The organism is Stenotrophomonas sp. MH181796 (assembly GCF_009659995.1).
GTDB classification, from domain to species: domain Bacteria; phylum Pseudomonadota; class Gammaproteobacteria; order Xanthomonadales; family Xanthomonadaceae; genus Stenotrophomonas; species Stenotrophomonas riyadhensis.
The window spans coordinates 333,160-359,563 of the sequence record NZ_RAHU01000004.1; the positions used below are offsets into that span (position 1 = coordinate 333,160).

General features: G+C 67.8%; 25 protein-coding genes. 12 read left to right on the forward strand and 13 right to left on the reverse strand.

Annotated features, from left to right (window positions below; translation table 11 throughout):
• Positions 1-18: 18 nt before the first annotated feature.
• The 7 genes from D5301_RS11775 to D5301_RS11805 all read left to right on the forward strand — a co-directional run bounded on the left by D5301_RS11775 (position 19) and on the right by D5301_RS11805 (position 5,383).
• A complete protein-coding gene (locus D5301_RS11775; RefSeq protein ID WP_153855769.1) occupies positions 19-714 on the forward strand; it encodes a DsbA family oxidoreductase in 696 nt (231 codons plus the stop codon).
• A 162-nt stretch (positions 715-876) separates the two neighbouring features.
• Positions 877-1,884, forward strand: a complete 1,008-nt coding sequence (gene nagZ / locus D5301_RS11780; RefSeq protein ID WP_153855770.1) for a beta-N-acetylhexosaminidase — start codon at positions 877-879, stop codon at positions 1,882-1,884.
• Positions 1,884-2,438: a hypoxanthine-guanine phosphoribosyltransferase gene (locus D5301_RS11785; RefSeq protein ID WP_005410592.1), complete on the forward strand. Its 555-nt coding sequence runs from the start codon at positions 1,884-1,886 to the stop codon at positions 2,436-2,438. Before nagZ ends, D5301_RS11785 begins: the two co-directional genes overlap by 1 nt.
• Positions 2,439-2,520: 82 nt before the next feature.
• Positions 2,521-3,267: an S-methyl-5'-thioinosine phosphorylase gene (locus tag D5301_RS11790; RefSeq protein ID WP_100440440.1), complete on the forward strand. Its 747-nt coding sequence runs from the start codon at positions 2,521-2,523 to the stop codon at positions 3,265-3,267.
• 88 nt (positions 3,268-3,355) lie between these two features.
• Complete coding sequence (locus D5301_RS11795; RefSeq protein WP_005410590.1) at positions 3,356-3,562, forward strand: cold-shock protein; 207 nt, start codon at positions 3,356-3,358, stop codon at positions 3,560-3,562.
• A gap of 102 nt (positions 3,563-3,664) precedes the next feature.
• On the forward strand, positions 3,665-4,933 hold the full coding sequence (locus D5301_RS11800) for an NAD(P)/FAD-dependent oxidoreductase (protein ID WP_153855771.1): 1,269 nt from the start codon (positions 3,665-3,667) through the stop codon (positions 4,931-4,933).
• 180 nt (positions 4,934-5,113) lie between these two features.
• On the forward strand, positions 5,114-5,383 hold the full coding sequence (locus D5301_RS11805; protein WP_110713117.1) for a hypothetical protein: 270 nt from the start codon (positions 5,114-5,116) through the stop codon (positions 5,381-5,383).
• 1 nt (position 5,384) lies between these two features.
• Here the strand turns inward: D5301_RS11805 and pdeM are convergent, their stop codons facing one another.
• Genes pdeM through D5301_RS11825 form a run of 4 tightly spaced genes read right to left on the reverse strand, consistent with a single transcriptional unit; the run spans position 5,385 to position 11,074 of the window.
• Positions 5,385-6,026 carry a ligase-associated DNA damage response endonuclease PdeM gene (pdeM, locus tag D5301_RS11810; RefSeq protein WP_153855772.1) on the reverse strand — a complete coding sequence of 214 codons (642 nt, stop codon included), beginning with the start codon at positions 6,024-6,026 and terminating at the stop codon, positions 5,385-5,387.
• Positions 6,016-8,475, reverse strand: coding sequence for a ligase-associated DNA damage response DEXH box helicase (locus D5301_RS11815; protein ID WP_153855773.1), 2,460 nt, complete (start codon positions 8,473-8,475; stop codon positions 6,016-6,018). The genes pdeM and D5301_RS11815 overlap by 11 nt, the downstream gene beginning before the upstream one ends.
• Positions 8,472-10,079 (reverse strand): ATP-dependent DNA ligase, encoded by a 1,608-nt coding sequence (locus D5301_RS11820; RefSeq protein WP_153855774.1) that lies wholly within the window; start codon positions 10,077-10,079, stop codon positions 8,472-8,474. The genes D5301_RS11815 and D5301_RS11820 overlap by 4 nt, the downstream gene beginning before the upstream one ends.
• Positions 10,076-11,074, reverse strand: a complete 999-nt coding sequence (locus D5301_RS11825; protein ID WP_153855775.1) for a ligase-associated DNA damage response exonuclease — start codon at positions 11,072-11,074, stop codon at positions 10,076-10,078. The genes D5301_RS11820 and D5301_RS11825 overlap by 4 nt, the downstream gene beginning before the upstream one ends.
• A gap of 113 nt (positions 11,075-11,187) precedes the next feature.
• On the opposite strand from D5301_RS11825, the gene D5301_RS11830 reads away from it, so the two are divergent.
• Positions 11,188-12,825: an acyl-CoA dehydrogenase family protein gene (locus D5301_RS11830; RefSeq protein WP_153855776.1), complete on the forward strand. Its 1,638-nt coding sequence runs from the start codon at positions 11,188-11,190 to the stop codon at positions 12,823-12,825.
• 289 nt (positions 12,826-13,114) lie between these two features.
• Here the strand turns inward: D5301_RS11830 and D5301_RS11835 are convergent, their stop codons facing one another.
• The 3 genes from D5301_RS11835 to D5301_RS11845 all read right to left on the reverse strand — a co-directional run bounded on the left by D5301_RS11835 (position 13,115) and on the right by D5301_RS11845 (position 15,324).
• Positions 13,115-13,525, reverse strand: coding sequence for a hypothetical protein (locus tag D5301_RS11835; protein WP_153855777.1), 411 nt, complete (start codon positions 13,523-13,525; stop codon positions 13,115-13,117).
• 157 nt (positions 13,526-13,682) lie between these two features.
• Positions 13,683-14,024: a hypothetical protein gene (locus D5301_RS11840; RefSeq protein WP_004153024.1), complete on the reverse strand. Its 342-nt coding sequence runs from the start codon at positions 14,022-14,024 to the stop codon at positions 13,683-13,685.
• 124 nt (positions 14,025-14,148) lie between these two features.
• Positions 14,149-15,324 carry a thiolase family protein gene (locus tag D5301_RS11845; RefSeq protein ID WP_153855778.1) on the reverse strand — a complete coding sequence of 392 codons (1,176 nt, stop codon included), beginning with the start codon at positions 15,322-15,324 and terminating at the stop codon, positions 14,149-14,151.
• Between the two features lie 183 nt (positions 15,325-15,507).
• On the opposite strand from D5301_RS11845, the gene D5301_RS11850 reads away from it, so the two are divergent.
• On the forward strand, positions 15,508-18,351 hold the full coding sequence (locus D5301_RS11850) for an autotransporter serine protease (RefSeq protein WP_153855779.1): 2,844 nt from the start codon (positions 15,508-15,510) through the stop codon (positions 18,349-18,351).
• 44 nt (positions 18,352-18,395) lie between these two features.
• Here D5301_RS11850 and D5301_RS11855 read toward each other — a convergent pair whose 3' ends face one another.
• Positions 18,396-19,493: a Glu/Leu/Phe/Val dehydrogenase dimerization domain-containing protein gene (locus tag D5301_RS11855; RefSeq protein ID WP_010482852.1), complete on the reverse strand. Its 1,098-nt coding sequence runs from the start codon at positions 19,491-19,493 to the stop codon at positions 18,396-18,398.
• Between the two features lie 278 nt (positions 19,494-19,771).
• Between D5301_RS11855 and D5301_RS11860 the strand changes: the two genes are divergently transcribed.
• Entirely contained in the window at positions 19,772-20,848 is a 1,077-nt protein-coding gene (locus D5301_RS11860) for an HDOD domain-containing protein (RefSeq protein ID WP_110713105.1), read from the forward strand.
• Positions 20,849-20,851: 3 nt separating this feature from the next.
• On the opposite strand, the gene D5301_RS11865 is transcribed toward D5301_RS11860, so the two are convergent.
• The 3 genes from D5301_RS11865 to D5301_RS11875 all read right to left on the reverse strand — a co-directional run bounded on the left by D5301_RS11865 (position 20,852) and on the right by D5301_RS11875 (position 23,836).
• Positions 20,852-22,417 (reverse strand): phospholipase D family protein, encoded by a 1,566-nt coding sequence (locus D5301_RS11865; protein ID WP_194936631.1) that lies wholly within the window; start codon positions 22,415-22,417, stop codon positions 20,852-20,854.
• Between the two features lie 172 nt (positions 22,418-22,589).
• Positions 22,590-23,288, reverse strand: coding sequence for an RNA pseudouridine synthase (locus D5301_RS11870; protein WP_110713102.1), 699 nt, complete (start codon positions 23,286-23,288; stop codon positions 22,590-22,592).
• Positions 23,289-23,335: 47 nt separating this feature from the next.
• Complete coding sequence (locus D5301_RS11875; RefSeq protein ID WP_005414217.1) at positions 23,336-23,836, reverse strand: M48 family metallopeptidase; 501 nt, start codon at positions 23,834-23,836, stop codon at positions 23,336-23,338.
• Positions 23,837-23,899: 63 nt separating this feature from the next.
• Between D5301_RS11875 and D5301_RS11880 the strand changes: the two genes are divergently transcribed.
• On the forward strand, positions 23,900-24,457 hold the full coding sequence (locus D5301_RS11880; protein ID WP_110713100.1) for a DUF2058 domain-containing protein: 558 nt from the start codon (positions 23,900-23,902) through the stop codon (positions 24,455-24,457).
• Positions 24,458-24,627: 170 nt separating this feature from the next.
• Positions 24,628-24,894 carry a DksA/TraR family C4-type zinc finger protein gene (locus D5301_RS11885; RefSeq protein ID WP_110714363.1) on the forward strand — a complete coding sequence of 89 codons (267 nt, stop codon included), beginning with the start codon at positions 24,628-24,630 and terminating at the stop codon, positions 24,892-24,894.
• A 635-nt stretch (positions 24,895-25,529) separates the two neighbouring features.
• Here D5301_RS11885 and D5301_RS11890 read toward each other — a convergent pair.
• Together D5301_RS11890 and D5301_RS11895 are read right to left on the reverse strand one after the other, a co-directional pair.
• On the reverse strand, positions 25,530-26,123 hold the full coding sequence (locus D5301_RS11890) for a mechanosensitive ion channel family protein (RefSeq protein WP_080291803.1): 594 nt from the start codon (positions 26,121-26,123) through the stop codon (positions 25,530-25,532).
• Positions 26,124-26,158: 35 nt separating this feature from the next.
• A complete protein-coding gene (locus tag D5301_RS11895) occupies positions 26,159-26,338 on the reverse strand; it encodes a hypothetical protein (protein ID WP_049398314.1) in 180 nt (59 codons plus the stop codon).
• Between the last annotated feature and the right edge of the window lie 66 nt (positions 26,339-26,404).

Here is a 26,404-nt window from a genome sequence, read left to right on the forward strand (position 1 = left end):
GGGCCCCATGTCGTGTGGATGAGAATCGACATCTACTCCGACGTGGTCTGCCCCTGGTGCTGGATCGGCAAGCATCGTTTCCAGCAGGGTGTGCAGTTGCTGGGCGCCAATGCGCCTGAACTCGATATCCACTGGCAGCCGTTCCAGCTGGATCCGGACGCGGACGACACCCCGGTGCCGCTGCGCGAGGCTTATGTGCGCAAGTTCGGTGGCGTCGAGCGCACCGAGCAGATCCTCGGCCAGACCCAGACCACGGCGCGTGCGGAAGGCCTGCCGATGGACTTCAGCCGGGGCCAGGTGCGGGTGACCACGCTGCCGGCGCACCGGGTGCTGTGGCTGGCCGGCCAGCACGGCGTGCAGGACGCGGTCGGGGAGGCGCTGTTCCGCGCCCACTTCGAGCTTGGTCAGAACCTGGCGGACAGCGCGGTGCTGATCAAGGCGGGCGTGACGGGGGGGCTCGACGCAGGCGAAATCACCCAGATGCTGGCCTCCGACCGCGGCCTGGCCGAGGTTGAAGCGAAGCTGGCGCAGGCCCACGCATTGGGCGTTTCTTCGGTGCCGACCTTCGTCATCGATGGGAAGTGGGCCATTTCCGGGGCGCAGCCCCCCGAGGCCTTCGCCAACGCCCTGCGCCAGATCGCGGCCGAACAGGGTGCCCCGGCAGCTTCGGCTGACGGAGACGAGGCCTGCGGCCCGGACGGCTGCAAGGTCTGATCGCACCCGAAAAGGGGACGGAGGGGATTAAGCCGCAATCGGCCCCGTGGGCTGGATACGTCTTAATCCCCTCCGTCCCCTTTTTCTGACCACTGCGCCTGTCGGCCGGTTCTGCGACAATGCGGCACTGCGCCATGCGGGCGCGCGTTGTGGAGATCGACCATGCTGCTGATCGGCGTTGCCGGCACTGAACTGACTGCCCAGGAACGTGACTGGCTGCAGCACGATGCCGTGGCCGGGGTGGTGCTGTTCAAGCGCAACTTCGCTTCGCGCCAGCAGGTAACCGATCTGAGCGCGGCGATCCGCGCCGCCGCGCCGCGCCCGCAGCTGATCTGCGTGGACCAGGAAGGCGGTCGCGTGCAGCGTTTCCGCGAGGGCTACAGCGAGCTGCCGCCGCTGCAGGACATCGGGGCGCTGTACGCCACCGACCCGCAGCAGGCGCTGACGCTGGCCGAGCAGCACGCCTGGCTGATGGCCAGCGAAGTGCGCGCCAGTGGCCTGGACCTGAGCTTCGCGCCGGTGGTCGACCTTGGCCGTGGCAACCGCGCCATTGGCAACCGCGCCTTCAGTGAAGACCCGCAGGTGGTGGCCGCGTTCACCGCCGCCTACGTGCGCGGCATGCATGCGGTCGGCATGGCCGCCACGCTCAAGCATTTCCCCGGCCATGGCACCGTGCTGGAAGATACCCACGTGGATACCGCGATCGACCCGCGTGCGCTGGACGAGCTGCGCGCGCAGGACCTGGTCCCGTTCCAGGCCGGCATCGCCGCCGGTGCCGACGCGGTGATGATGGCGCACGTGATCTATCCGCAGGTGGCACCGGAACCGGCCGGCTATTCGCCGCGCTGGATCCAGGACATCCTGCGCGGCGAGCTCGGGTTCCGCGGCGTGGTGTTCTCCGATGACATCGGCATGGCCGCCTCGCACAGTGCGGGCGGTGTGCCGGCGCGCGTGCACGCGCATCTGGATGCCGGCTGCGACGTGGTGCTGGTCTGCCACCCGGAACTGGTCGATGAAGCCCTGCACGCGGTGCAGGGGCGCTCCCTCAATACTGCTGCGCTGCTGGGCCTGCTTGGCCGCGGCGCACTCGGCTGGGATGGCCTGCTGGCCGATGCCCGCCATGGCGACACCCAATCCCATTTGCTTGAAACCCTTGGAAGAACCGTCTGATGCCCAACCTCACCATTTCCCAGGCCCTGGCCCAGGCTGACCTGCTGGTCGACCGCCCCACCATCGACAAGGCCATCGCTGGTATCGCCGACGCCATCGCGCGCGATTACAAGGGCGAGGTGCCGCTGTTCCTGTCCATCATGCACGGTGCACTGCCGTTCGCCGGCCAGCTGGCGCTGGAGCTGGGCGCGCGCGGCCAGGACGTGCAGTTCGATTACCTGCACGCCACCCGCTACCGCGGTGAAACCACCGGCGGCGACCTGGTCTGGAAGCACAAGCCGGCCACCTCGCTGTTCGGCCGCCGCGTGCTGCTGGTCGACGATATCCTCGACGAGGGTTACACCCTGCAGGGCGTGCGCACCTGGTGCCTGGAACAAGGCGCGACCGACGTGCGCATCGCCGCGATGACGGTGAAGAAGCATGACCGCGCGCTGCCGGACGTGACTGCCGACTACGCCGGCATCGAACTGCCGGACCGTTACGTGTTCGGCTTCGGCATGGACGTCAACGAAACCCTGCGCTGCGTGCCGGCCATCTACGCGATGAAGGAATAACGGCGAAGCCGCCCGCAGCGCGTCTTCCTCTGCCGCCGGCATCCTCGGGTGCCGGCGTTCGTCTTTTCATGGAGTGCTTCGAATGCAACAGATCGCCCTGGCCGTGATCGGCGGTACCGGTGTCTACAACCTGGCCAAGCTTGACGACGTGCAGACCCACGAAATCGACACCCGCTTCGGCCGTCCGTCCGGCCCGGTGCGCGTGGGCACGCTGCTCGGCCATCGCGTGGCGTTCCTGGCGCGGCATGGCGAAGGCCATTCGCTGCCGCCGCACAAGATCAACTACCGCGCCAACCTGGCCGCGCTGCAGCAGCTGGGCGCGCAGCGGGTGCTGGCGTTGAACACGGTGGGTGGCATCACCGAGAACTTCGGTCCGCGCGTGCTGGCCTGCCCGGACCAGATCATCGACTACACCTGGGGCCGCATCAGCACGATCTGTGAAGAAGAAGGCACCGACGTGGTCCACGTCGATTTCGGCCATCCGTACACGCCGATGCTGCGCAGCAAGATCCTGGCGGCAGCCAAAGTGACCGGTGTCACGGTCCACGACGGTGGCTGCTATGGCGCAACGCAGGGGCCGCGCCTGGAAACCATCGCCGAAATCGCCCGCATGCGCCGCGACGGTTGCGATCTGGTGGGCATGACCGGCATGCCGGAAGCCGCGCTGGCGCGGGAGCTGGGGCTGGATTACGCCTGCCTGGCGATCATCGCCAACTGGGCCGCCGGCTGCGGTGATGGCGAGGAGATTACGATGGCCGAAGTACTGGCCAACGTGCAGGCGGCAAGCAACGGACTTCCGGAACTGGTGGGCGAATTGGCGCGGGGGTGATTGTCTTCCCCGAGCAAGCTTTGCATACTCAGCTTGTGCGCGGGTTCAGCGTACACCACCCATTCATTGCATAAGGTCTCGCATCACCATGCCGAACGGTACCGTCAAGTGGTTCAACGACGCCAAGGGATTTGGCTTCATCTCGCCGGAGGATGGCAGCGCCGACGTGTTCGCGCACTTCTCCGCCATCAACTCCAAGGGCTTCCGCAGCCTGCAGGAAGGCCAGCGTGTCACCTATGACGTGACCCAGGGCCCGAAGGGTGCCCAGGCTTCGAACATCACGCCGGCCGAGTGATCCACTCGACAGTGCGTTGAAAACCCCGCTCCGGCGGGGTTTTTTTTGCGCGGATTGCCCGCGACCCGCTCGCGATCCACCCGCGTCGGGCACAATGCGGCCATGACGGAACGACTGCGCATCGCCGTGATCGGCTACGGCACCGCTGGCCAGGCAGTGGCCATCCTGCTCACCCGTGACGGCCACGAGGTGGAGATCTTCGAACGCGTGCCCACGCCGGGGCCGGTGGGTGCCGGCTTCCTGCTGCAGCCCAGCGGCCTGCAGGTACTGTGGCAGATGGGCCTGCTTGATTCCGTGCGCGCACATGCCGCGCCGGTGCACCGCCTGTATGGCGACACGCCGTGCGAGCGCGCGGTGATGGACATGCGCTACGAGGGACTGGATGCGCGCCTGCACGGCCTGGGCATGCAGCGCGGGGCCTTGTTCTCGCTGTTGGACGAGGCGCGTGCAGGCGAGGGCCAGCTGCATGCCGGTACCACCATTACCGAGGTGGATGCCGAACACGGCCGTCTGCGCGACAGCGACGGGCGCACGCATGGCCCGTTCGACCTGGTGGTGGTCGCCGATGGCGCCGCGTCGACGCTGCGCGGCACGATCGCCGGCGGTGCCGGGCTGGACCGCGTGTATCCGTGGGGGGCGCTGTGGTGCCTGCTGCCGGCCGAGGACTGGCCGCACGTGCAGGAGCTGCGGCAGCGTTACGTGGCCGCGCGCAAGATGATCGGGCTGCTGCCCGTCGGCACGCGCCCCGGTGATGACACGCCGCGCCTGAGTTTCTTCTGGAGCCTGCCACGTTCCGACTTCGAGCGTTGGCAGAGCGATGGCATGCCAGCCTGGTTGGAGGAGCTGCACGCGCTGTGGCCGCAGGCCGCTGCACGCTTCGCCCATCTGCGCGACCCCGGCCAGATGGCGCGCGCGATCTATCGCGACGCAGTGATGACGCGTTGGCATCAGGGCCGCATGGTACTGGCCGGTGATGCCGCGCATGCGATGAGCCCGCAGCTGGGGCAGGGGGTGAACATGGCGCTGTTGGATGCGCTGGCGCTGCGCGATGCGGTGCGCACCTATGGCGGCAGCACGGTCGCGCTGCAGGCCTACCAGGCGCAGCGACGCGCTCATGTGGCGGTCTATCAGCGCTGGAGCCGCTGGCTGACGCCGTTGTTCCAGTCCGATCGTGATGCATGGGCGAAGGCACGTGATGTACTGCTCGGGCCGATGGGGCGCCTGCCGGGTGGTCGTGGCCACATGCTGCGCGTGCTCAGTGGCACGCAGCACGGCTGGTTCGGCTCGCTGGCACTGGATCCGGCCTTCATCGACGCGTTGGCGACGACCGCCGAACCGCCCCGCATCATCACCGCAACTGCCGGCGCGTGAAGCTCGCCGTCACGTGAATTAACGGTTGCCTCACTGCGGATATGCGAGAAGAGGGGAGCACGCGACAGCCGCGTCGCCCGTTTTCCTTTCCGTGATCAACATCGCGCGTGGCCCGGGTGGCGCCGCCGTTGCGGCCTGCTGCGGCCCGGATGAGCCGCTGAAGTTGAAGAGGAGGACGCCATGTTGTTCGCGGTCGAGGAGCTGGAATCGGAAATCTGCAAGCTGCGCGGTCTGCTGCAGATGCTGCACGAGGACCAGCCCGACGTACTGGAGGACGTATTCGAATTCCATGTCGGCAGCCTGATCAGTCATGCATCGCCCGAGCATCACGCACGCATCCGGGCCTGTGCGCAGGAAATGCTGGTGGCCATCCAGGCCCTGCCGCGGCGGCGTGACGATGACTCGCCCGACTTCCGCCTGATGCCGGTGCTGGGCGTCCGCCCGGCCTGATTCAACGCACGGGCAGTTCCACCAGGCCCCCCTCCACACACGCGATCATCCGCTCGCCGTGGGCAGGTGCAGGCACGATTCCAGCGGTGAACGTGGAGAACGCCGGCAGGATCATCGTGCGCTCGCGCAACCAGAATGCAGGGAAGCGTCGCCGCAACGGTGGCAAGGCGATCTGCGGATGCAGATGACCTGCGATCACGTGCAATGCCGCATCGGGCATCGGCTCATGGCGAAGCAGGAACGGCGGCAGTCGTACCTCATCGTGGATCTGTACCTGCAGCTGCGCATGCGGTAGCTGCCGGTCGTGATTGCCGCGCAGCACATGCACATCCAACGTGGCATTGCGTTCGCGCCATGCCAGCCACTGCTGGTACCACGCGGCGCGATGGACCGGCCCATGCAGGATGTCGCCCAGGATCCAGAGTTCGCGAGAGGTGTGCGCATCCAGCAGTGACTGCAGGCGCTGCAGGTCGCCGCGGGTGCCGCCACCGGGCAGCGCGATGCCGGAACGGCGGAACACATCGGCCTTGCCCAGGTGCAGGTCAGCGATCAGCAGTGCCTGCCGTGCGGGCCAGTACAGCGCACGCGAGCCAAGCAGCGTCAGCGGCTCGCTGGCCAGCAGCAGCGGCAGTTCATCGGCCATGGCGGCGTTCCAGCTGTAGTGCGGCGCGCTGCACGCGGGTGCGCCAGTCTTCGTTGCTGAACTGCCCGCGCAGCCGCTCTGCCCATAGTGGAAAGCCCAGCGGCGTGAGCGATGCAGGGCGCTGCACCGACAGCGATTGCGTGCCGATCCGTTCCAGTACCTGCTGCAGTCCGGGAAGGTCCAGGTTGTCGTGCAGGGCCTCGTGCTCGGCCAACGCCAGCAGCAGGTGGTCGCGATCATGCTCGCGCAGTACGTCGTACAGCAGGCCGGCCGAGGCCTGCAGCTGGCGCAGCGAACGCGGCATGCCACCGGGCAGGCTCGGAACCAGCAGGCCCGCTACGCGTGCGATGCCTCGGAACTGGCGTCGCGCCAGCTCGCCCAGGTTCACCGCCGCACGCAGATCGTCGAGCAGTTGATCAGCAGTGAACAGCACCCGCCACTGCTGCGCCTCCAGATCGACCGTCTGCGCCGGGGCCAGCACCAGGCCGTGGTCGTTCACTGCATAGCCGATGCTGTTGCGCTGCCGGCGCGTGAGCCGCAGCGCCAGCAGCGCGGCCAGTGCCTCGTGAACGTGGCGGCCGGCAAACGGATAGACGAACAGGAACTGGCCGTCGCGGCGCCGCACGTCTTCCACCAGCAGATGGTCCGGCCCGGGGCGTGCGGACACCTGTTCCTGCAGAGCCAACAGCGGAGCCAGCCAGCGTGATTCGGCGCTGTCGTCGGCACCGGACAGGACCCACTCCAGTTCGCGGCCGAGCGCCGTTGACAACGGCAGCTGGCCGCCCTGCCAGCGCGGCACGACGCCGTTGCCGCGTCCACGCGCCAGTCGCACGAAGGCGGTCATGTCACGCAGCTGCACCAGTTCCAGCAGGCGCCCGGCGAACTGGAAGCGATCGCCACGGCGCAGGCGGCTGGCGAACTGTTCTTCTACGGCGCCCAGGCTGCCGCCGCGCAGGAACTGCACGCGCACGCTGCCATCGCTGCTGATGGTGCCGATAGACAACCGGTGCCGCAGTGCCTGCCGGCGGTCGTGCATGCGGTAGTGGCCATCGGCATCACGCATGACCTTGTGGAAATCGGGATACTGGGCCAGCGCTTGGCCGCCCTGCACGATGAACGTGAGCACGGCCTGCCATTGATCGTCGCCCAGAGACGCGAAGGCATGGGTACGCCGTACCTGCGCCAGCAGCGCGGCGCTGTCGAAGCCGCCCGCCAGCGCGCGGCTGACCGCATGCTGGGCCAGCACATCCAGCGGCAGCGTCGGCGGCCTGCGCGCTTCGACCACGCCTTCGGCCAACGCACGGCGCACCGCGGCGTATTCGGCCAGTTCCAGTGCATGGCTGGGCACGCACAGGATGGAACCGCTGGCGCCCGGGCGGTGACGCGCACGTCCAGCGCGTTGGCGCAGGCGGGCCACGCCCTTCGGGCTGCCCAGCTGCAGTACCTGCTCAACCTCTGGGAAGTCCACGCCGAGGTCGAGGCTGGAGGTGGCAACGACGCAGCGCAGTGCGCCGGCGCGCAGTCCGTCTTCCACCTGCTGGCGCAGCGCCGGATCCAGCGAGCCGTGATGCAGCGCCAGCGTAGCCGGGTCTTCCGGCCAGACCGCCGCCAGTGCCTGGTGCCACAACTCGGCCTGTGCACGCGTATTGGTGAACAGCAGGCTGCTGCGCGCCTGCATCAGTTCTTCCAGCACGCGTGGCAGCTGCGCCAGGCCGAGATGCCCGGCCCATGGGAAACGTTCGCCAGGGTCCGGCAGCAGGCTGCGCACGCTGATCGCGCGCGGGCGCACGCCCTGCACGATCGCCGCGTCGGGCTGTCCGGGCAGCAGCACGTCGCGCGCCTCATCCAGATTGCCCAGCGTGGCCGACAGCCCCCACAGCTGCAATGCAGGTGCAGCATCGCGCAACACCGCAAGATTCAACTGCAGCAGGACGCCGCGCTTGTTGCCCAACAACTCGTGCCACTCGTCCACCACCACGCAACGCAGCTGGCGCATGCGCGGCAGCGTATCCGGGTAGCTCAGCAGCAGCGCCAGTGATTCCGGCGTGGTGACCAGTACGTCGATGCGCCCCTCGCGCGCCTGTCGTCGTTCGCGGTTGTTGGCATCACCACTGCGCAGGCCGACACGCCAGCCCAGTCCCAGCCCGTCGATCACCGCCTGCAGTGCGCGCGCGGTGTCGCTGGCCAACGCGCGCAGGGGCGTCACCCACAGCACCTGCAGCGGGCGTACCGCGCTGGCGCGGCGGGGTGACGGCGGTGGGTCGATCATGGCCTGCAGCAGCGGGCCACCGAACATGGCCAGTGTCTTGCCGCTGCCGGTCGGCGTGTGCAGCAACCCGGAGCCGCCGGCGAGATAGTGCCGCCACATCGCGCGCTGGAACGGCAGTGAGCGCCAGCCTTTCGACGCGAACCAGCCTTCCAGCCGGCGCAGTGCCTGGCTGCGGTTCATCGCGCCAGCGCCTGCAGGGTGGCCAGCTGGTCGGCCTCGCTGGCCGGCTTGTCGTGGCGCCAGCGCAGGATGCGTGGAAAGCGCACGGCGATGCCGGACTTGTGTCGGCTGCTGCGATTGACCGCCTCGAAGCCCAGTTCGAAGACCTGTTCGGCGCGTACGCTGCGCACCGGACCGAAGCGCTCGCGGGTGTTGGCGCGGATCCAGCGATCGAGCGCGAGGATCTCCTTGTCATCCAGGCCCGAGTAGGCCTTGGCCACCGGTACCAGCGTGTCGCCGTCCCAGACGCCGAAGGTGTAGTCGGTATACAGGGTGCTGCGTCGCCCATGGCCGGCCTGTGCATACAAGAGCACCGCATCGATCGTGAGCGGATCGACCTTCCATTTCCACCAGTCACCGCGGCGTCGCCCGGCCTGGTAGGGCGAGGCGCGCCGTTTCAGCATCAGTCCTTCCACGCCGCGTTCGCGTGCTGCGTCGCGCATCGCCGCCGCCTGCAGCCAGTCGTCGGCGGCAACGTCGGGTGACAGCTGGATCCGCGCATCATCCAGGGCGCCGATGACCGCGGCGAGCCGTGCACGCCGTTCCCGCAACGGACGCTCGCGCAGGTCCACGCCATCGAGTTCAAGCAGGTCATAGGCGAGCACGCGCACCGGCGTGTTGCGCAGGGTGGCCGCACCAGGCTTGCGGCGCTGGATGCGGGTCTGCAGCGCGGTGAAGGCGCGCGGCAGCTCGGTGCTCTCGTCCCAGGCCAGCAATTCGCCGTCCAGCACGCAGCCCTCCGGCAGCGCCATCGCTGCCTGCTCGATTTCGGGGAAGCGGCCATCCAGCCGTTCCTCGCCGCGTGACCACAGCGCGACTTCGCCATGCCGACGCAGCAGCTGCAGGCGGATGCCATCCCATTTCCATTCCAGCAGCCAGTCATCGATCGGGCCGAGGCGTTCGGCAGGGCCGCCTTCCAGGGGGGAGGCGAGGAAGAACGGGTAGGGCTGCTGGCGGTCGGATGGCAGCTCGTCCGGTGACAGCAGCTGAGCCAGCAGCCCGGGCGAGGGTACCCACTCGCCGAGCATGCGCTGGGCGATGCGTGCGATGTCCAGGCCGGACCATTCGGCCAGTGCCTGCTGCACCAGTCGCTGCGAGACGCCAACGCGCAGGGCGCCGGTCAGCAGCTTGTTGAACACCAGGCGTTCGCTGCTGCACAGCTGCTGCCAGCCGGTGACTATCGCCGCGTGGCGTACTGCTTCGGGTTGATTGGCCACGGCCAGCAGATGCTGTTCGATCCAATCAGCCAACGGGCGGTCGGCGGCCGGCTGGGATGGATCGTCCAGCAGCAGGGTCAGCGTTTCGGCCAGGTCGCCCACCTGCGCATAGCTGTCTTCCACCAACCACGGGGGCAAGCCGGATTCTTCGGCAATCCAGGCGCGCAGTTCGCCGCTGGCAGCGATCCTGCGGCGTGCGCCGCCCACCTTGCCACCGCTGAGCAGGTACAGCGCCCATGCAGCGTCGTGCGCGCGCGCCTGGCGGAAGTAGTCGACCAGTGCGGCACGCTTGTCCAGCGTGGCGGTGCTGCGGTCCAAGCGCTGGTAGAGCGCTGCGAAGGCCTTCATTCCTCGCTCCCGAAATCGGTACGGAAGGCTTCGGCCGCCACGCCGCGCTCACGCAGGAAGGGAATCAACGCATCGGTATTGCCATGGGTGGCGATCACCCGCTGCGCACCGGTCTGTTCAATGGTCTGCAGCAGCGCAGGCCAATCGGCGTGATCGGAAATGACGAAGCCACGATCGACGTTGCGGCGACGCCGGTTGCCGCGCAGCTGCATCCAGCCCGAGGCAAAGCCCAGCTGGTGGCGGCCGAAGCGGCGCATCCACGGTGTGCCGGCGGCCGAGGGTGGTGCGAGGATCAGCTGGCCGGCGGCATCGGGCTGACGGCCCTGTTCGGCGACGGTGAGCGTCTCCAGCATCGGCACGCCGGCCTGCCGGTAGACCGCGACGCCATTGGCGATGGCGCCGTGCAGCCACGCCGGGCGATCATCCAGCGGCAGCAGCTCGGCCAGCACCCGCTGCGCCTTGCCCAGTGCGTAGCACAGCAGGATCGCGGCCTCGCCGCGTTGTTCGCATTCGCGGCGCCACGCCACGATCTCCGCAGCGACCGCCGGGGTGTCCGGCCAGCGGTAGATCGGCAGGGCGAAGGTGGCTTCGGTGATGAAGGTATCGCAGGGCACTACTTCAAATGGCGCACAGGTTGGATCAGGCTGGCGCTTGTAGTCGCCGGAGGCCACCCAGACCTGCCGCCCGTCGTCGATGCGCACCTGCGAAGAGCCGAGGACGTGACCGGCCGGATGCAGGGATACCTGCACCTGGCCCAGGCGGAACGGTACGCCCTCCGCATGCGCCTGCAACGGCACATCGCCAAGACGCCAGCGCAGGATCGGCAGGCTGCCGTCGCTGCAGTGGTATTCGCCCATGCCTGGGCGCGCGTGATCGCCATGACCATGGGTGATGACCGCGCGCGCTACCGGTCGCCAGGGATCGATGTGGAAATCGCCGGCGGCGCAGTACAGCCCTTCCGGGCGCAGCACCACCAGATCGTCGTTGACTGCCATGCGATCACTGTGGCCTGCCGCTCGTGCACGGGGTGAGAACCGGCCTGAACGCGGGCTTGGCAGGCGATGCGGCACAATCGAACCGCACACCTCTTGCCGCCAGGATGGACCGGATGAGTGGACCCAGCTTCAGCAGCAACGCGCCCTATGAAACCCACGTGGTGCTCAACCAGCCGCCGCCGTTTGCCGGCCACCAGCTGTGGACCGACGACGTGGCGTTGATGGACGCCGTGCAACGCGAAGGGGCCGCCAGCTTCGCGCCACGGCTGGCGGTGTACGGCGCGCTGGCCGGCGATGAGCTGTACCGGATCGGCTTCGACGCCAACCGTGATCGCCCGCGCCTGCGCACGCATGACGCGCAGGGCCATCGCATCGATACGGTGGAGTTCCATCCGGCCTATCACCAGTTGATGGGAACGGCGAAATCGCACGGTGTCGCTGGATTGTCCTGGCACGAGCCGCAGCCCGGCGCACACGTCGCGCGTGCGGCGCTGAGCTACCTGCACCACCAGGCGGAGGCCGGTACCAGCTGCCCATTGACCATGACCCATGCCGCGGTGGCGGTGCTGCAGTCTCAACCGCATCTCGCAGCGTGGACACGCAAGGCCGCCGCACCGGTCTATGACCCGCGCGATGTACCGGTGGCGGACAAGGCCGGCATCACCCTGGGTATGGGCATGACCGAAAAGCAGGGCGGTTCCGATGTGCGGGCCAACAGCACGCGTGCCGAACCGATCGATGGCGAACGCTATCGGCTGGTCGGCCACAAGTGGTTTTTCTCCGCACCGATGTGCGACGGCTTCCTGGTGTTGGCACAAGCGCCGGGAGGCCTGACCTGCCTGTTGATGCCGCGCCGGCTGGCCGATGGTGACCGCAATGCGTTCCGGCTGATGCGGCTGAAGGACAAGCTCGGCGATTGGGCCAACGCCTCCAGCGAGGTCGAGTTCTGCGGCGCGCAGGCATGGCGCGTAGGCGAAGAGGGGCGCGGCGTGGCCACCATCATCGGCATGGTGATGATGACCCGCCTGGACTGCATGCTGGGTGCGGCGGCGGAAATGCGCATGGCATTGGCGCAGGCACTGCACCATGCACGCCATCGCCGCACCTTCGGCAAGCTGCTGGTCGAACACCCGTTGATGACCAACGTGCTCGCCGACCTGGCGCTGGAGTCGGAGGCGGCCACGGTGCTGTCGATGCGCATCGCACGCGCGGTGGATCATGCCGGTGTGGACGCCAACGAAGCTGCGTTGGCACGGGTGGGGACGGCGCTCGGGAAGTACTGGCTGTGCAAGCGTGCGCCGGCATTCGTCAATGAAGCGCAGGAATGCCTGGGTGGGGCGGGCTACGTGGAGGAGTCGATGCTGCCGCGGCTGTACCGGCAGGCACCGTTGAATTCGATCTGGGAGGGCAGCGGCAACATCCAGTGCCTGGACGTGCTGCGCGCGCTGGCCCGTGAGCCGGAAGCGCTGGCGGTGCTGCGCGATGAGCTGGCGGCGGTGGCTGACCGTGATGCGCGCTACGCAGCGGCATTGCAGCGCTGGGCATCGGCGCCGCCACCGGAAGAATCGCAGGCGCGGCTGTTCTGCGAGCGTACTGCGCTGCTGCTGCAGGCGGCAGTGCTGCTGCGTGCGCGCAGCCCGATGGCGGAGGCGTTCGTGCGTAGCCGGCTGGAAGGGGAGCACGGCCTGGCGTTCGGGACGCTGCCGGCGGGGTTGGAGCTGACGGCGATGCTGGCGCGGGCGCTGCCGTAGGAGGCGGCCAACGGCGGAGCCCCTCGTGGTGGGCGGCGCGGAGTCTGCGTCGTGAGCGGGCCGCGCGGGTGGGTTGCGCAGGGGGCGCTGCAAGTACGTCCATGTAAGCTCGATCGCCGCATCCATGCGGCTCACGCCCCTGCGCAACCCACCCGCGCGGCCGCGGACAATTTCCGTGGGCGCACACCACGGAATCAACAGAAAAGGCGAAAAGCGAAAAGCAGAAAAGCCGCGGCAGTGCCGCGGCTTTTCCTGTAGCGCCGAGGCCATGCTCGGCTGCCGGTAGGGCTTAGTGCTTGGCTTCTTCCTTGGCGGCGGTCGCCTTGGCGTCATTGGCGACATCGCGGGCCTTGTCGGCGACCTTCTGTGCGGCGTTGGCGGTGGCGTCGCTGGCATGTGCGGCGGCGTCGGTTGCCGCGTCCTTGGCCTTGTCGGCAGCGTTGGCAGTGGCGTCTGCAGCCTTGTCCAGCGCCTGCTGGGTATCGGCAGCGGCCTGCTCGGAGGCGGCTGCGGTCTTGTCGGCGGCGTCGCGGGTGGCTTCGGCGGCCTTGTCCACGGCGTCACGGGCGGCAGCGCCAGCGCTGTCGGCGGCCTGCTGCGCGTCCTGCTTGGCCTGTTCGGCTTCCGGGCCCTTGCAGGCGGCCAGGGCCAGCAGCAGGGAGGCGGCCAGCAGGGTGGTGGTGATCGGACGAATCTTCATGGCGGTCTCCGGTACTGCAATGGATGGGGACGCCAGCCTATTCATGCCGTTGTGAAGACGGGGTCGCGATGCAGCGACTCAGTCGCGCGCATTCGACAAAAGAAAAAGCCGCTGGCGAACCAGCGGCTTTTCCAGAACAGCGTGAAGAAAGAAGTTATTACTTCTTGGCTTCTTCAGCAGCGTCCTTGGCCTTCTCAGCGGTGCCTTCAGCAGCCTTGGCAGCGTCAGCAGCGGCGCCGGCAGCGGCGTCGGTGGCAGCAGCGCCAGCCTGGGCAGCAGCGTCAACCGAAGCGTCAGCAGCGGTGGCGGCGGTGTCAGCGGCCTGCTGGGCAGCGTCGGCGGTCTGGGCGCCAGCAGCGGCGGCCTGGTCGGCAGCAGCCTGGGCTTCGGTGGCGGCTTCGTTGGCCGAAGCAGCGGCGTCCTGGGCAGCTTCCTGCTTCGAGCAGGCGGCCAGGGCCAGAGCCAGGGACATCGCGACCAGCAGCTTGTTGATGCTCATTGTGTGAATCCTCGTCGTTAGAATTAGGCAACGCGCATGCTGCGCGCCGACAACATGATGACAAGCCAAGATTGGGTGTCAAGCGATCCCGCATTCATTTTTGCGAAACCATCGTTAAATCTTTTTAAATCAATTCGATGGCGATTGCGGTTGCTTCGCCGCCACCGATGCACAGGGTGGCAATGCCGCGCTTGCCACCGCGCGTGCGCAGGGCGTTGACCAGGGTCACCACCAGACGTGCACCGGAGGCGCCGATCGGATGGCCCAGTGCGCAGGCACCGCCATTCACGTTGAGCTTGTCATGCGGAATGCCCAGTTCGCGCATCGGCGCCATCGCCACCACGGCGAAGGCTTCGTTGATTTCGAACAGGTCGACCTGGTCCAGCGACCAGCCGGTCTTCTCCAGCAACGTGTGCAGTGCGCCGATCGGCGCGGTGGTGAACCATTCCGGTTCCTGCGAATGGGTGGCATGGCCGACGATGCGCGCCAGCGGGGTGATGCCGCGTGCGGCCGCATCTTCCTCGGTCAGCAGGACCACCGCGGCGGCGCCGTCGGAGATACTGGAGGAACTGGCGGCGGTGACGCTGCCGTCCTTCTTGAAGGCCGGGCGCAGGGTCGGGATCTTGGCAATGTCCGAGCGGCCGGGCTGCTCGTCGGTGGTGACTTCGACCTCACCCTTGCGGGTGGCGACCTTCACCGCGACGATTTCATCGGCGAATGCACCGTTGGCCTGCGCGGCCTGGGCACGCTTGACCGATTCGATGGCGTAGGCGTCCTGCTCTTCGCGGCTGAACTGGTATTTGTCCACGGCGCATTCGGCGAATTCACCCATCGCCTTGCCGTCATAAGCGTTGACCAGGCCATCGTGGGCCATGTGATCGACCGCCTGGAAGTTGCCGAAGCGGTTGCCGGTGCGCGAGTTCGGCAGCATGTGCGGCGCGTTGGACATCGATTCCATGCCGCCGGCGACCACGATGCTGGCCGAACCGGCCTTGATCAGGTCATGACCGAGCATGATGGTCTTCATGCCCGAGCCGCACACCTTGTTCAGCGTGGTGGCACCGGTCGACAGCGGGATGCCGGCAGCGATCGCCGCCTGGCGGGCGGGCGCCTGGCCGAGGTTGGCCGGCAGCACGCAGCCCATGAGGACTTCGGAAACGTCGCTGGCCGGGATGCCCGACTGTTCCAGGGCGGCAGCGATGGCGGCCGCGCCGAGGGTCGGGGTCGGCACGCCGTTGAACTGGCCGAGGAAGGAGCCGATGGCGGTGCGCTTGGCGGCGGCGATGACGATGTTGGACATGGCAATCTCGTTGATGCGTAAGCAATGTTCGGAAAGGAGACCGGGGGCCGTTGGATGTGCCCCGGTTTCCCGGCAGACTGCGTGGGGGTCGGCCCAAGTATAGAGGGTCGGGGAGGGCCGCCGCTGGGCGCGGCCGCACGCCTGCCGGGATGAAGGCAGGACAACGTTCATGGGAAGGAATCGATGGAACGCACGATGATGGTGAGGTCTGCCCTGGGAACCGCGCTGGCGGTGGCGCTGACGGCCTGTGGTGGCGGTGGGGGCGGCAGCAATGTGCGTGTCGATCCGCCGCCGACCACGCCTCCGCCGCCGACCACGCCGCCTCCCACCACGCCACCGCCGGCCAAGCCGCAGGAGCCGGCCTTCGATGCGCATCTGTCAGTCACCAACGCGCGCGCCGCACAGGCCGCCGGCCTGACCGGACAGGGTGTGCGCATCGGCATCGTCGATTCGGGCGTGCAGCGCAATGCGGTGGCCCTGAACGGCCGGGTGCTCGCCAACCTCAATTACATTGATCCGGCCAAAAACAACCTGGGCGTCGACGACGTGGTCGGGCATGGCACTACCGTCGCCAGCCTTGCTGCCGGTGCGGCGGTAGGGTCCTGGCCGGGCGGCATCGCGCCGGGCGCGCAGATCGTGTCGGCACGGATCATTTCCGACAAACCGCCGGCCGATGACGGCAGTGGCAAGGGCAATGCCTTCAGCGGCCCGCTGGGCGTGGCCCAGGTCCACCAGGACCTGATCAATTACAACGTGAAGGTGATGAACAACTCGTGGGGCGGCCTGTACTGGACCGACCTGCCGACCACCGCGCAGGTGGCCGCCGAGTACCGGCCGTTCGTGATCAACCACGGTGGGCTGGTGGTGTTCGCGGCCGGCAATGATGGCCGCAGCGAGCCGAGCAGCCTGGCCGCGCTGCCCAGCCAGCAGGGCGTGGCCGGCACGCTTCCGGCTGCTGATCTGGAGCGCGGTTGGCTGGTGGCCACGGCAGTGGATCCCTATACGCCCGGAGCACTGGCCAGCTATGCAAATGCCTGCGGCCAGGCTGCCCGCTACTGCCTGGCAGCGCCGGGCAGCGCGGTCTATCCGGATGCCAACGGTGGCAGCTACTACTGGAACTACGGCACATCCTTCGCTGCGCCGTTGGTTTCCGGTGCGGCGGCCCTGGTCTGGCAGCGCTTCCCGTATTTCAACAATGACCTGGTCCGGCAGACCCTGCTGGGCACCGCCAAGGATATCGGCGCGCCGGGCGTGGATCCGGTGTTCGGCTACGGCCTGCTCGACATCGGTCGTGCGATCAACGGTCCGGGTCGTTTCGACTGGGGTGATGTGGTCGCCAACGTGGATCTGGCCTCGACCGGCTCGGCGTGGCGCAACGATATCGTCGGCAGCGGCGGGCTGGTCAAGCAGGGCGGGGGCACCCTGGTGCTGGCCGGCAACAACAGCTACACCGGTGCCACCCGCATCGAACGCGGCATCCTGTCGCTGCAGAACGGTGGCGTGATCCGTTCCAACGTGACCATCCTCGGCCAGTCCGATCCGGATTCGACCGGCCTGCAGTTCAATGGCGGCACGCCCCGCGTGATCGGCAATGTGGTCAACGGCAGCAGCGTATTCCTCACCACCGGCAACACCACCGGCACCATCGAGGGCAACTACACCCAGCAGGCCGGCGCACAGTTGATGATCGCACTGGGCGCCAATGCGCTGCAGGTCACCGGCAATGCCGCCATCGACGGTGGCGTGCGCGTGCATGGCTTCGTTTCCGGCTACGTGCCACAGAACGGCAGCCGGCAGGACCTGATCCATGCGGCAGGCGGACTCAGCGGCACCTTCAGTACGCCGGCTACCTCCAGCGGCCTGCAGGGCCTGTCACTGCTGCAGAGCAGCTATGGCTATGACAGCAACAATGCGTGGTTGAACCTGACCCAGGTCAGCGTCACTGCAGCGGCCAGCGGGCTGGGGGCGTCCGCCCAGGCGGCAGCACAGCGCCTGGAGGGTGCATTCGCAGCGCTGGACAAAAACGCAGGCCTGCAGGGATCGGCCTTTGGTGCAGCGGCCGGTGCCCTGCAGTGGACCGGCGGTGGCCCGCAGGGCCTGGCCGCCAGCCTGCAGAGCCTGTCCGGTCAAGCGCATGCGCGAGCCGAAGCAGCGACCTTCGACAGTATCGACATGTCGCGGCGTGCGATCGCCGAGCGCTTTGATCGTGTACAGGCCGCACCGCGCCTGCGCGGGAGCTGGCAGAGCGCGCTGGGTGAGGCGGGGCAGGGCAGCTTCGCCGGCAACGCTGCCGACAGCCGGGGCTGGATGGCCGGCCAGGATCTGCCACTGGGCAGCAACGGCCTGATGGGCGTGGCGTTTGGCGAGACCCGCAGCACTGGTGGCAGCAGTTTCGGCGGTGATCGTGGGCGTGATCGCCAGGCGCAGGCACAGTTGTATGCCGGCTGGAATCTGGGACGTGGCTACGCGCTGGCCCAGGTGGGTAGCGGACAGTTCACCCGCGCGCTGGATCGTCAGCTGCTGCTCGGTGCGGGTGCCTATGGCGTCTCCGCGCGGTACGGCGGCCGTTTCAGCAGTGCCAGCGTGGAGGGCGGGTACCGGCTGGGGCGTGCGGGCGCATCGATGACGCCCTACGTCGGTGCCAGCACCACGCGTGTGGAGACCGACGCCTTCAATGAACTCGGCGGCTTTGGTTTCGGCCTGCGGGGCGATGCCAACCGCGTGCAGCGCAGCCAGATGCTGGCCGGTATCCGCGGCGAGCGCGGTTGGGGGCGTTGGACGCTGCGTGGGCATGCCGAATGGCAGCAACGGCTTGATGGTGCGGATGCGGACTGGCAGGCCAGCTTCGTCGGCGTCGATGCCTGGGCGCCGTTGGCGGGCTGGAACGCGCCGCGCGGCAGTGCGCTGATCGGCGTGGCGCTGGAATCGTGGTGGGGCCGCAATGGGCGCCTGAGCCTGGGCTTCGACCAGCGCGTTGGTGGCGAAGGTGCGCGGCAGGCCGCCTTGCGCTACAGCACCGGCTTCTGAAGGACGGCTCGCGCCGGGTCATGCCCGGCGCGACATCGGCAGGTTCAACCGCCGCGCAGGTTGCCCAGGCGCGGGGTGCTGCGGCCCAGCGGCATCTTCAGCTTGCCGATCGACAGGATGCGGCTTTCGGCGATGCGGTCGGCGGCACGCTGCGGCGCGATGTTCTCGCGCTGCGACAGTTCGAAGATGCGGGTGAGGTTGTGGTAGATGCTGCGGATCAGGCGCATTGCGCGTTCGCGGTTGTAACCATCGATCTCCAGCGACACGTTCATCACGCCACCGGCGTTGACTGCATAGTCCGGCGCATACAGGATGCCGCGCGCATGCAGCTCGTCGCCGATTTCCAGGCTCGACAGCTGGTTGTTGGCGGTGCCGCAGATGATCTTCGCCTTGATCCGCGGCAGCGTGTCGGCGTTGATCGCACCTTCCAGCGCGCACGGTGCGAACACGTCGGCGTTCACCTCGTGGATCTCATCCGGTTTGACCGCTTCGGCGCCGAAATCGCTGACCGCGCGATCAACCAGCGCGCTGTCCAGGTCGGTGACGTACAGCTTGGCACCGCGGTCGCGCAGCAGTTTCACCAGTTCCATGCCGATGTGGCCCAGGCCCTGCACGGCGATGCTGGTCTTGCCCACTTCCTCATGGCCGAACTTGAAGCGCATCGACGCCATCAGTGCCTGCAGCGCACCGTAGGCGGTGAACGGGGCGGGATCGCCGGAGCCACCATGGACCTGGTGCACGCCGGTCACGAACTGGCTTTCCAGGTAGATGTTCTCCATGTCGTTGACGTCGGTTCCGACGTCCTCGGCGGTGATGTAGCGCCCGCCCAGCGAATCGACATAGCGGCCGAAGGCACGGAACAGCACCTCGGTCTTGTCCACTTTGGGGTCGCCGATGATCACCGCCTTGCCGCCACCCACGTTGAGGCCGGCCAGTGCATTCTTGTAGGTCATCGTCCGGCTCAGCCGCAGCGCATCGGCCAGCGCCTCGTCGGTGCTGGCGTAGGGGCGCATGCGCACGCCGCCCAGGGCCGGGCCGAGGGTGGTGTTGTGGATGGCGATGATCGCCTTCAGGCCGGCGTCGTGGTTGTGGCAGAACACCACCTGTTCGTGGCCGGTGGTGGCGAGGGTTTCGAATAGCATGGCGTCTCCGATGGCGCGATCAGCGGCGAACTGCAGCGAACGGCCAGTGAACGGTAGGGTCCCAAAACAAAAAAAGCGACGTCGTCGGTGCAGGGGGACGGGTCGCGCGGCGCCATTCTAGTCCATTCCCCCGGCCGGTGCCGTCGACATCGGCGGCCTTCCGGTTAAAGAAGATGAAAGTTCGGCCGATGCTGCGACGACGGCGGGTGGCCGGATTCGTGTGAAGAGGCAGGGCATTCAGTGACGGCAAGGGCACCACAACGACAGGGCAGGCGGCGATGACGCCGGCCTGGTGGCGATCGCTGTGCGGCTGGCTGACATGCTCGACCGGAATGGCTCCGGCGCGCCTGGTCGCTGCCTCCCGCCAGGCGGTGGCCGCCGCAGCTGCCAGTCTGCAGGGCGATGCCCTGCCTCCCGGCGAAATCAGCGCGCACCTGCAGCGCGGGTTGCATGCGCTGGCCTTGTCCCCGCGGTTGGCTGGCGAATCGGCACCGGTAATGGATTCGCCGCTGGGGGAGGCGGTGGCGCGTGCGCTGCAGGACCGCGACTGGGCGGCCCGGCACCTGCCGCGCCGTCCTCAACTGCTGCCGCAGCTGATCCAGACCGTCAACGACGATGCCGCCTCGGCACGGGTGATGGCGGCAATCATCGGCCAGGATCCGGTGCTCACCGGCAACTTGTTGCGTATCGCCAACAGCCCGGCCTACAAGGTGCACGAGCGGCCGGTGGAAAGCCTGCAGCGGGCGGTGACCCTGGTCGGCACCGAGGGCGTGCGACAGATCATCAGCGCCGTACTGGTGCAGCCGGTGATGCAGGTGCAGTGCGAGGTGTTCCCACAGTTCAGCACGATCATCTGGGAGCACGCGCTGCTGGCCTCGCGCGCAGCCGCTGACCACGCACGCACGGTCACCTTTGGCGATGCCTTCGCCGCGCAGTGGCTGGGCCTGGTTCAGGGCCTGGGCGCAGCGCTGGTGATGCGCCAGCTGCTGCAGGAAGCGCAGGCTCGTGGCGAGACCGTGGAGCCGGCGCTGGCACTGCAGCTGTTGCAGCAGTGGTCGTTGCCGCTGGCGCAGCGGGTCGCCGCCGCCTGGGAGTTGCCTGAGCCGGTGCATCAGGCTTTGGCGGTGAATGCGCAAGGACCGTTGGCTGACAGCCTGCGCCTGGCCAGTGCGGCGGCCGCAGCGAGTCTGCTGTGCCGGCATGGCCATGCCAGCCAGAGCCGCATGCTGGCCCTGCTGGAACAGCTGCCTTCGGCGCCGCCGCATGCATTGCGCTGGATCTGGCGACGCCTGCATGGGCGCAGCGTGGAAACGCTGGATGAGGCCGCGCAGGACGAAGCTGGACCGGCCGCCTGAGCGCTACAGCTGCGATTCCACCGGCAGCCAGCTGATCACGCGCGCAGTCCAGCGCTTGCCGAGGCTGGCACCGGGTTCGGCTTCCACCCAGTGCGGCGGTGGCTGCCGCTGCAGCCAGCGCAGCTCATCATTGCGCCCCAGTGCCAGCCACCAACTGTGTTCCGGGCTGGCCAGGCGCAGGTACTCGTCGCGCAGCTGCGCGCCCAGCACCGGGTCGTCGAACAGCACGCCCATTTCGGTGTTGAGGTAGGCCGAGCGCGGATCGAGGTTGAACGAGCCGACGAAGCCACGGCGATCATCGACCACGAGTGCCTTGGTATGCAGGCTGGCGCCACTGCTGCCGAACAGGCTGGTATCCAGCTGGCCGTGTGCCTTCAGTTCGTACAGCTGTATGCCAGCCTTCAACAGCGGCACGCGGTAGCCCATGTAGCCGCCGTGCACTGCCGCTACGTCGTTGGCGGCCAGCGAGTTGGTGACCACGCCGACCTGCGCACCGCGCGCGGCCAGCGCCGACAGGCCTTCAACGCCTTCGCTGCCAGGGACGAAGTAGGGCGAGATCAGCAGTGCGCTGCGACGGGCGGTTGCCAGCTCGTCGCTGAGCGTGTTGACCAGCCAGTTGCGGCGATCATCGTCGCGGTGCTTCATCGGCGGATCGGAGGCGATGCGCACGTTCGTGCTCCAGTGCAGTGGCTCCGGGCTGGGCCGTTGCAGGCGGCGCGAGTCGGCCACGCGCTGCAGGTAGGGTTGGGCCTTGGCATGCATCGCATCCAGGTCCGACTGCTGCACGAGTTGCCGCAGCTGTTCATCGCTGTACGAGGCCAGCGCGGAAATCGGGATGGCCGCGCTGCTGTTCCAGTAGTCGTCGAAGATCCGGTTGGCCTGCTGCACGGCGGGGCCGGCCACCACCAGGTCCAGGTCCTGGAAGTTCACATCGTCGCGCGCGCTGAAGTACTCCTCGCCGATGTTGCGGCCACCGACGATCGCGATGCGGCCATCGGCGATCCAGCTCTTGTTGTGCATGCGGTGGTTCACGCTGAAGGCGCGCTGCACCAGTTCCAGCGTACGTGCGATGCCGCTGCGGTTGCGGAACGGGTTGTACAGGCGAATCTCGATGTTCGGGTGCGCATCGAGCGCCATCATCAGTGCGTCCTTGTCCTTGGCGTTCATGTCGTCGAGCAGGATGCGCACGCGCACGCCGCGCTCGGCGGCGTCATACAACGCCTTGGCCATCAGGTGGCCGATCAGGTCGTCGTGCCAGATGTAGTACTGCAGGTCCAGGCTGCGCCCGGCGTGCGCGGTGATCATCGCGCGCGCGGCGAACGCATCCATGCCATCGCTGAGGAACGCCACGCCGGACTGGCCGGGATGGGCCTCCTGCAATGGCACGATCTGCCGGTCGATGCGGGTCTGCGCCGGCTGCAGCGGCAGAACGTGCGAGGGCGCACCCTGTGCCTGCGGCGTGAGGTGGTCGGCCAGCAGCAGGCCGGACAGGACCAGCAGCAACAGCGCGGCGAGGATGATCGCAGCGACGCGCAGCAGGCGTCGCCACAAAGGCTTGGGCAGGCTCATGCCCCGATGGTAGAGCCACGCCGCGCGTGGATGAAAGCCGAAAGACCCATTGCTGTAGATCCACGCCATGCGTGGATGGGGTCAGAGCCCTTTCCCGCGGAAAGGGATCCGACCCCGAGGGTTTAAGGATCAGACCCCTTGTCGCAGGCAAGGGCTCTGACCCTGGACGGCCTCAGAAGCGCTCGTCGCTGCCCAGGTAGCGCCACTGCCCCGGCGGCAGCGGCCCCAGCGCCACGCGCCCGATGCGCAGGCGGCGCACGGCCGTGACCTGCAGGCCGGCGGCGGTGACCGCCACGCGCAGGCCTTTGGCAGTCAGCCCCTTGCCGGCGAAGCGCAGGCGCTGCTCGCTCTGCCAGCTGACCTTGGCGCCGCCCGATTCCTGCTGCAGCCGCGCCATCAGCCACGGGCCGCGCTCGGGACCGCCTTCGGCCACTTCGATCAGGTATTCCTGCTCGGTGCGGCCTAGATTGCGTTGCAGGTGAGCCAGCGTGGCCGGATCCTGGCTGACCACCACCAGACCGCTGTCGCTGGCCGGAAGCGAGGCGGCCAGCTGCAGGCCGTGGAAGTGACGCTGCAGTGGACGGATGTCGCTGGCATCAAGTTCGCTGCGGCTGTCACTGCTGACCAGGGCACACAGGGTTTCGGCGGCGACACCGGCCGGCTTGTGCAGCAGCATGCTGACCCGCTCGGCCTTTTCATCGCTGGCCTGGTCGGCCACCACGATCACCGCGTTGTCATCGACCGGGCGCTGCGGCTGTTCCACCACATCGCCGTTGACCGTGACCCAGCCGCCTTCGATGTAGCGCCGCGCTTCACCGCGCGGGATGCCGAGCAGGGCGGACAGGCGTTTGTCGAGACGGATCGGTTCCATGGCGGGCAGGTCGGGCAGGGGGCGCGCAGTGTAGCTGCTGCGGCCGGTCAGCGCTGGCCGCGGTTGGCCAGCTCGGTCAGGTACAGGCGGGTATCGAATTCCAGCTGCAGGTACTCCGGCTCCATGTGCTGGCACAGCTGGTAGAAGGCCTTGTTGTGGTCGGCTTCCTTCAGGTGGGCCAGCTCATGCACCACGATCATGCGCAGGAACGCCGCTGGCGCTTGGCGGAACACGGTGGCGATGCGGATCTCGCGGCTGGCCTTGAGGCGGCCGCCGTGCACGCGGGAGATGGCGGTATGGGTGCCCAGCGCGTGCTTGATCACTTCCAGCGTGTTGTCGTAGCAGACCTTGTTGAGCGGCACCGACTTGCGCAGGTAGCGGTCCTTCAGCTCCTGGGTGTAGTCGTACAGCTGGCGGTCGCTGCGCACCTCGTGCGGGTCGGGGTAGCGTTGTTGCAGCCAGGGGCCAAGCTTGCCCTGCGCCAGCAGTTCGCTGACCTGGGCGACCAGGGGTTCGGGATAGCCGGTGAGGTACTTCAGGACTGCCATGCAGGGGCGGCGGGGCGTCGGTAGAATGGGGACATCCAAGATTACACGCGGTACGCATCGACCATGGCAAAGCCCAACGCGCTGCAGGAACAATTGCTCAAGGCCGGCCTGGCCAAGAAGTCGCAGGCCAGCGCCGCCGCGAGCGCGCAGGCCAAGGCCCGCCAGGGCAAGGCCGAATCGACCTCGGCCGAGGTCCAGCGCGAGGCTGAACGGGCCCGCGCTGAGAAGGTCGAGCGCGACCGTGCGCTGGCCGCCGAGCGCAACGCCCAGGCCAGGCAGGCTGAACAGAAAGCGCAGGCCAAGCAGATCATCACCGCCCATGCCGTGCCCCACAAGGGCGACGACGAGTACCGCTTCAGCGATGGCGCGGCGATCCGCACCCTGCTGATCGACCCCAAGCTGCGCAAGGCGCTGTCGGTGGGCGTGCTGGTCATCGTTGCCCACGGCGAGGGCTACGCCCTGCTGCCGCGTGCCGCTGCCGAAAAGGTGCGTGAGCGCGCCCCGGAGGCGATCATCGTCGACCACGGCCAGCCGGGCTCGACCGCCGAGATCTCCACCGGCAATGCCGAGGACGACGCCTACTACGCGCAGTTCCAGGTGCCGGACGACCTGGTCTGGTAAGCAAAAAGGGGACGGAGGGGATTAAGCCGCAATCGGCCTGATCGGATCCGTCCACTTCCTGCTCGGCTTGCTGAAGGCTTGCCGGGCATGGCTCGGCTCAACCCAGGTCTGCTCCTTTGGGCGCGGGTGTATCGTCCCCATATCAGGCGACACACCTGCGGAGGATGGCCATGGCCACCGGTTGGGCGGGAGACAGCGCGGTCCAGGACCAGATCGACGCCACCGTCGACGATGCGATCGCCCGCGCGCGGCGCCAGCTGCGCGAGGGCCCGGGTCTGGAACACTGTGAGGAATGCGACGCGCCGATCCCGTTGGCGCGGCGTCAGGCCGTGCCCGGGGTACGGCTGTGCGTGGCGTGCCAGCAGGCGCATGACGATGAGGCGCAGGCGCATGCCGGCTACAACCGGCGTGGCAGCAAGGACAGCCAGTTGAGGTAAAGGTTGTTCGGCAGGGCTGCGCCCTGCACCCGCCGAGGCCTTCAAGCCAAGGCAACTTCAACGTCAAAAGCGGGCATTCCGTAGGTAGGCGGGACGGTGTGGGTAGGCAGGACACGCCGTAAACCCCCCTCCGGGGTCCGGCCCAGCCGCTGGCGGCTGGGCGTTCGGGCGCTTGCGAAGCAGTGCTTCGCAAGCAAAGCGCCCTCACCCATGGGGGCTCGATGGCGCCATCCATGGCGCCAACGGTCCTGCCTACCCACACCGTCCCGCCTCTGACAGATTCCCGCGGCTGTTGGTAGGTGTCGACCTTGGTCGACACATCTGTCAGATATCGAATGAGTCATCCACGCATGGCGTGGATCTACCGTGTCGACCTAGGTCGACACCCACCAGGGCAACGCGTCGTTCCGACAGCTCGCGGAAATCTGTCGAAGGCGGGGTGGGTCCGGTGGCGGGAGTGTCCGCGGCATGGATGCCGCGGCCAAGCCCCCATGGACGGGTTTACGGCGTCTCCCGCCACCGGATCCATCCCGCCAACCCACGGAATGCCGGCTTTTGTTTTCGCCTTTGCTGTTGCTGGTGCTGTTGCTCCAGCTCATAGCGGGTGCAGGGCGCAGCCCTGCCGAAAACCACCCTCAGCCGTCGCCCTGGATGCCGCCGGGGGCCTGCGCCGGGTCACGCCAGCGGCGCACCGTGCGCTGGAAGAACAGGTTGTTCGGCAGCTGCAGCACCGTGCCCTCGTGGCCGTCGCCGGTCTCCTGCAGCGTGGTGTAGATCAGGTTCACGTCGATCACCCGGCCCTTCAGGCCAGGTTTCTCGCCGTTCTCCAGGACCTCGATGTAGTCGTGCAGGCGGAACGGACGGGTGGTGAAGATCAGCAGCGTGCAGAAGATGTTGGACAGCACGCTCCACGCCGCGAAGAAGGCCACCGCGCCCACGGCGGCAAAACCGGTGAACGCGGTCCACAGCACCGACGGCTTCGCGCCGAGCAGGCTGAGGATGTACAGCAGGGCACTGAAATAGACCACGAAACTGGTGATCCGGCGCGCACCCATCACCATCTCCGGCGGCAGCGTGTAGTGCTCGGCGAAGCGGCGGATCAGGCGACGGGCGAGCACGCGCAGGAGCCATGCGACCAGCAGCACCAGTACGATCTGCAGGGCGACGCCGGCGTAGTTCAACCACGGGTGGGTCCAGGCGGGCAGGTGATCCTTCAGCGACAACATCATGGGGCGAAAACAGGCGGCGGGAACGGCCCCTGATGTTACCCGGCGCGTGCGGGGGATTCGACCGCCGGGTTCCAGGCCACGCACACTAGCTCCTGGCGGTGCTGCTGCAGGCAGGCGCGGCCATTGTCGGGACGCAGCTGCAGTGACAGGCCCAGCGCCTGCAGCAGGACACAGGCGGTGATCACCAGCAGGGCGGCGCAGGATGGGCTGGACATGGCAGGACTCCTGGACGGCAATTTCGCGAAGGACCTTTCATGGATGCAGCAGCCACCCAAAAGGTT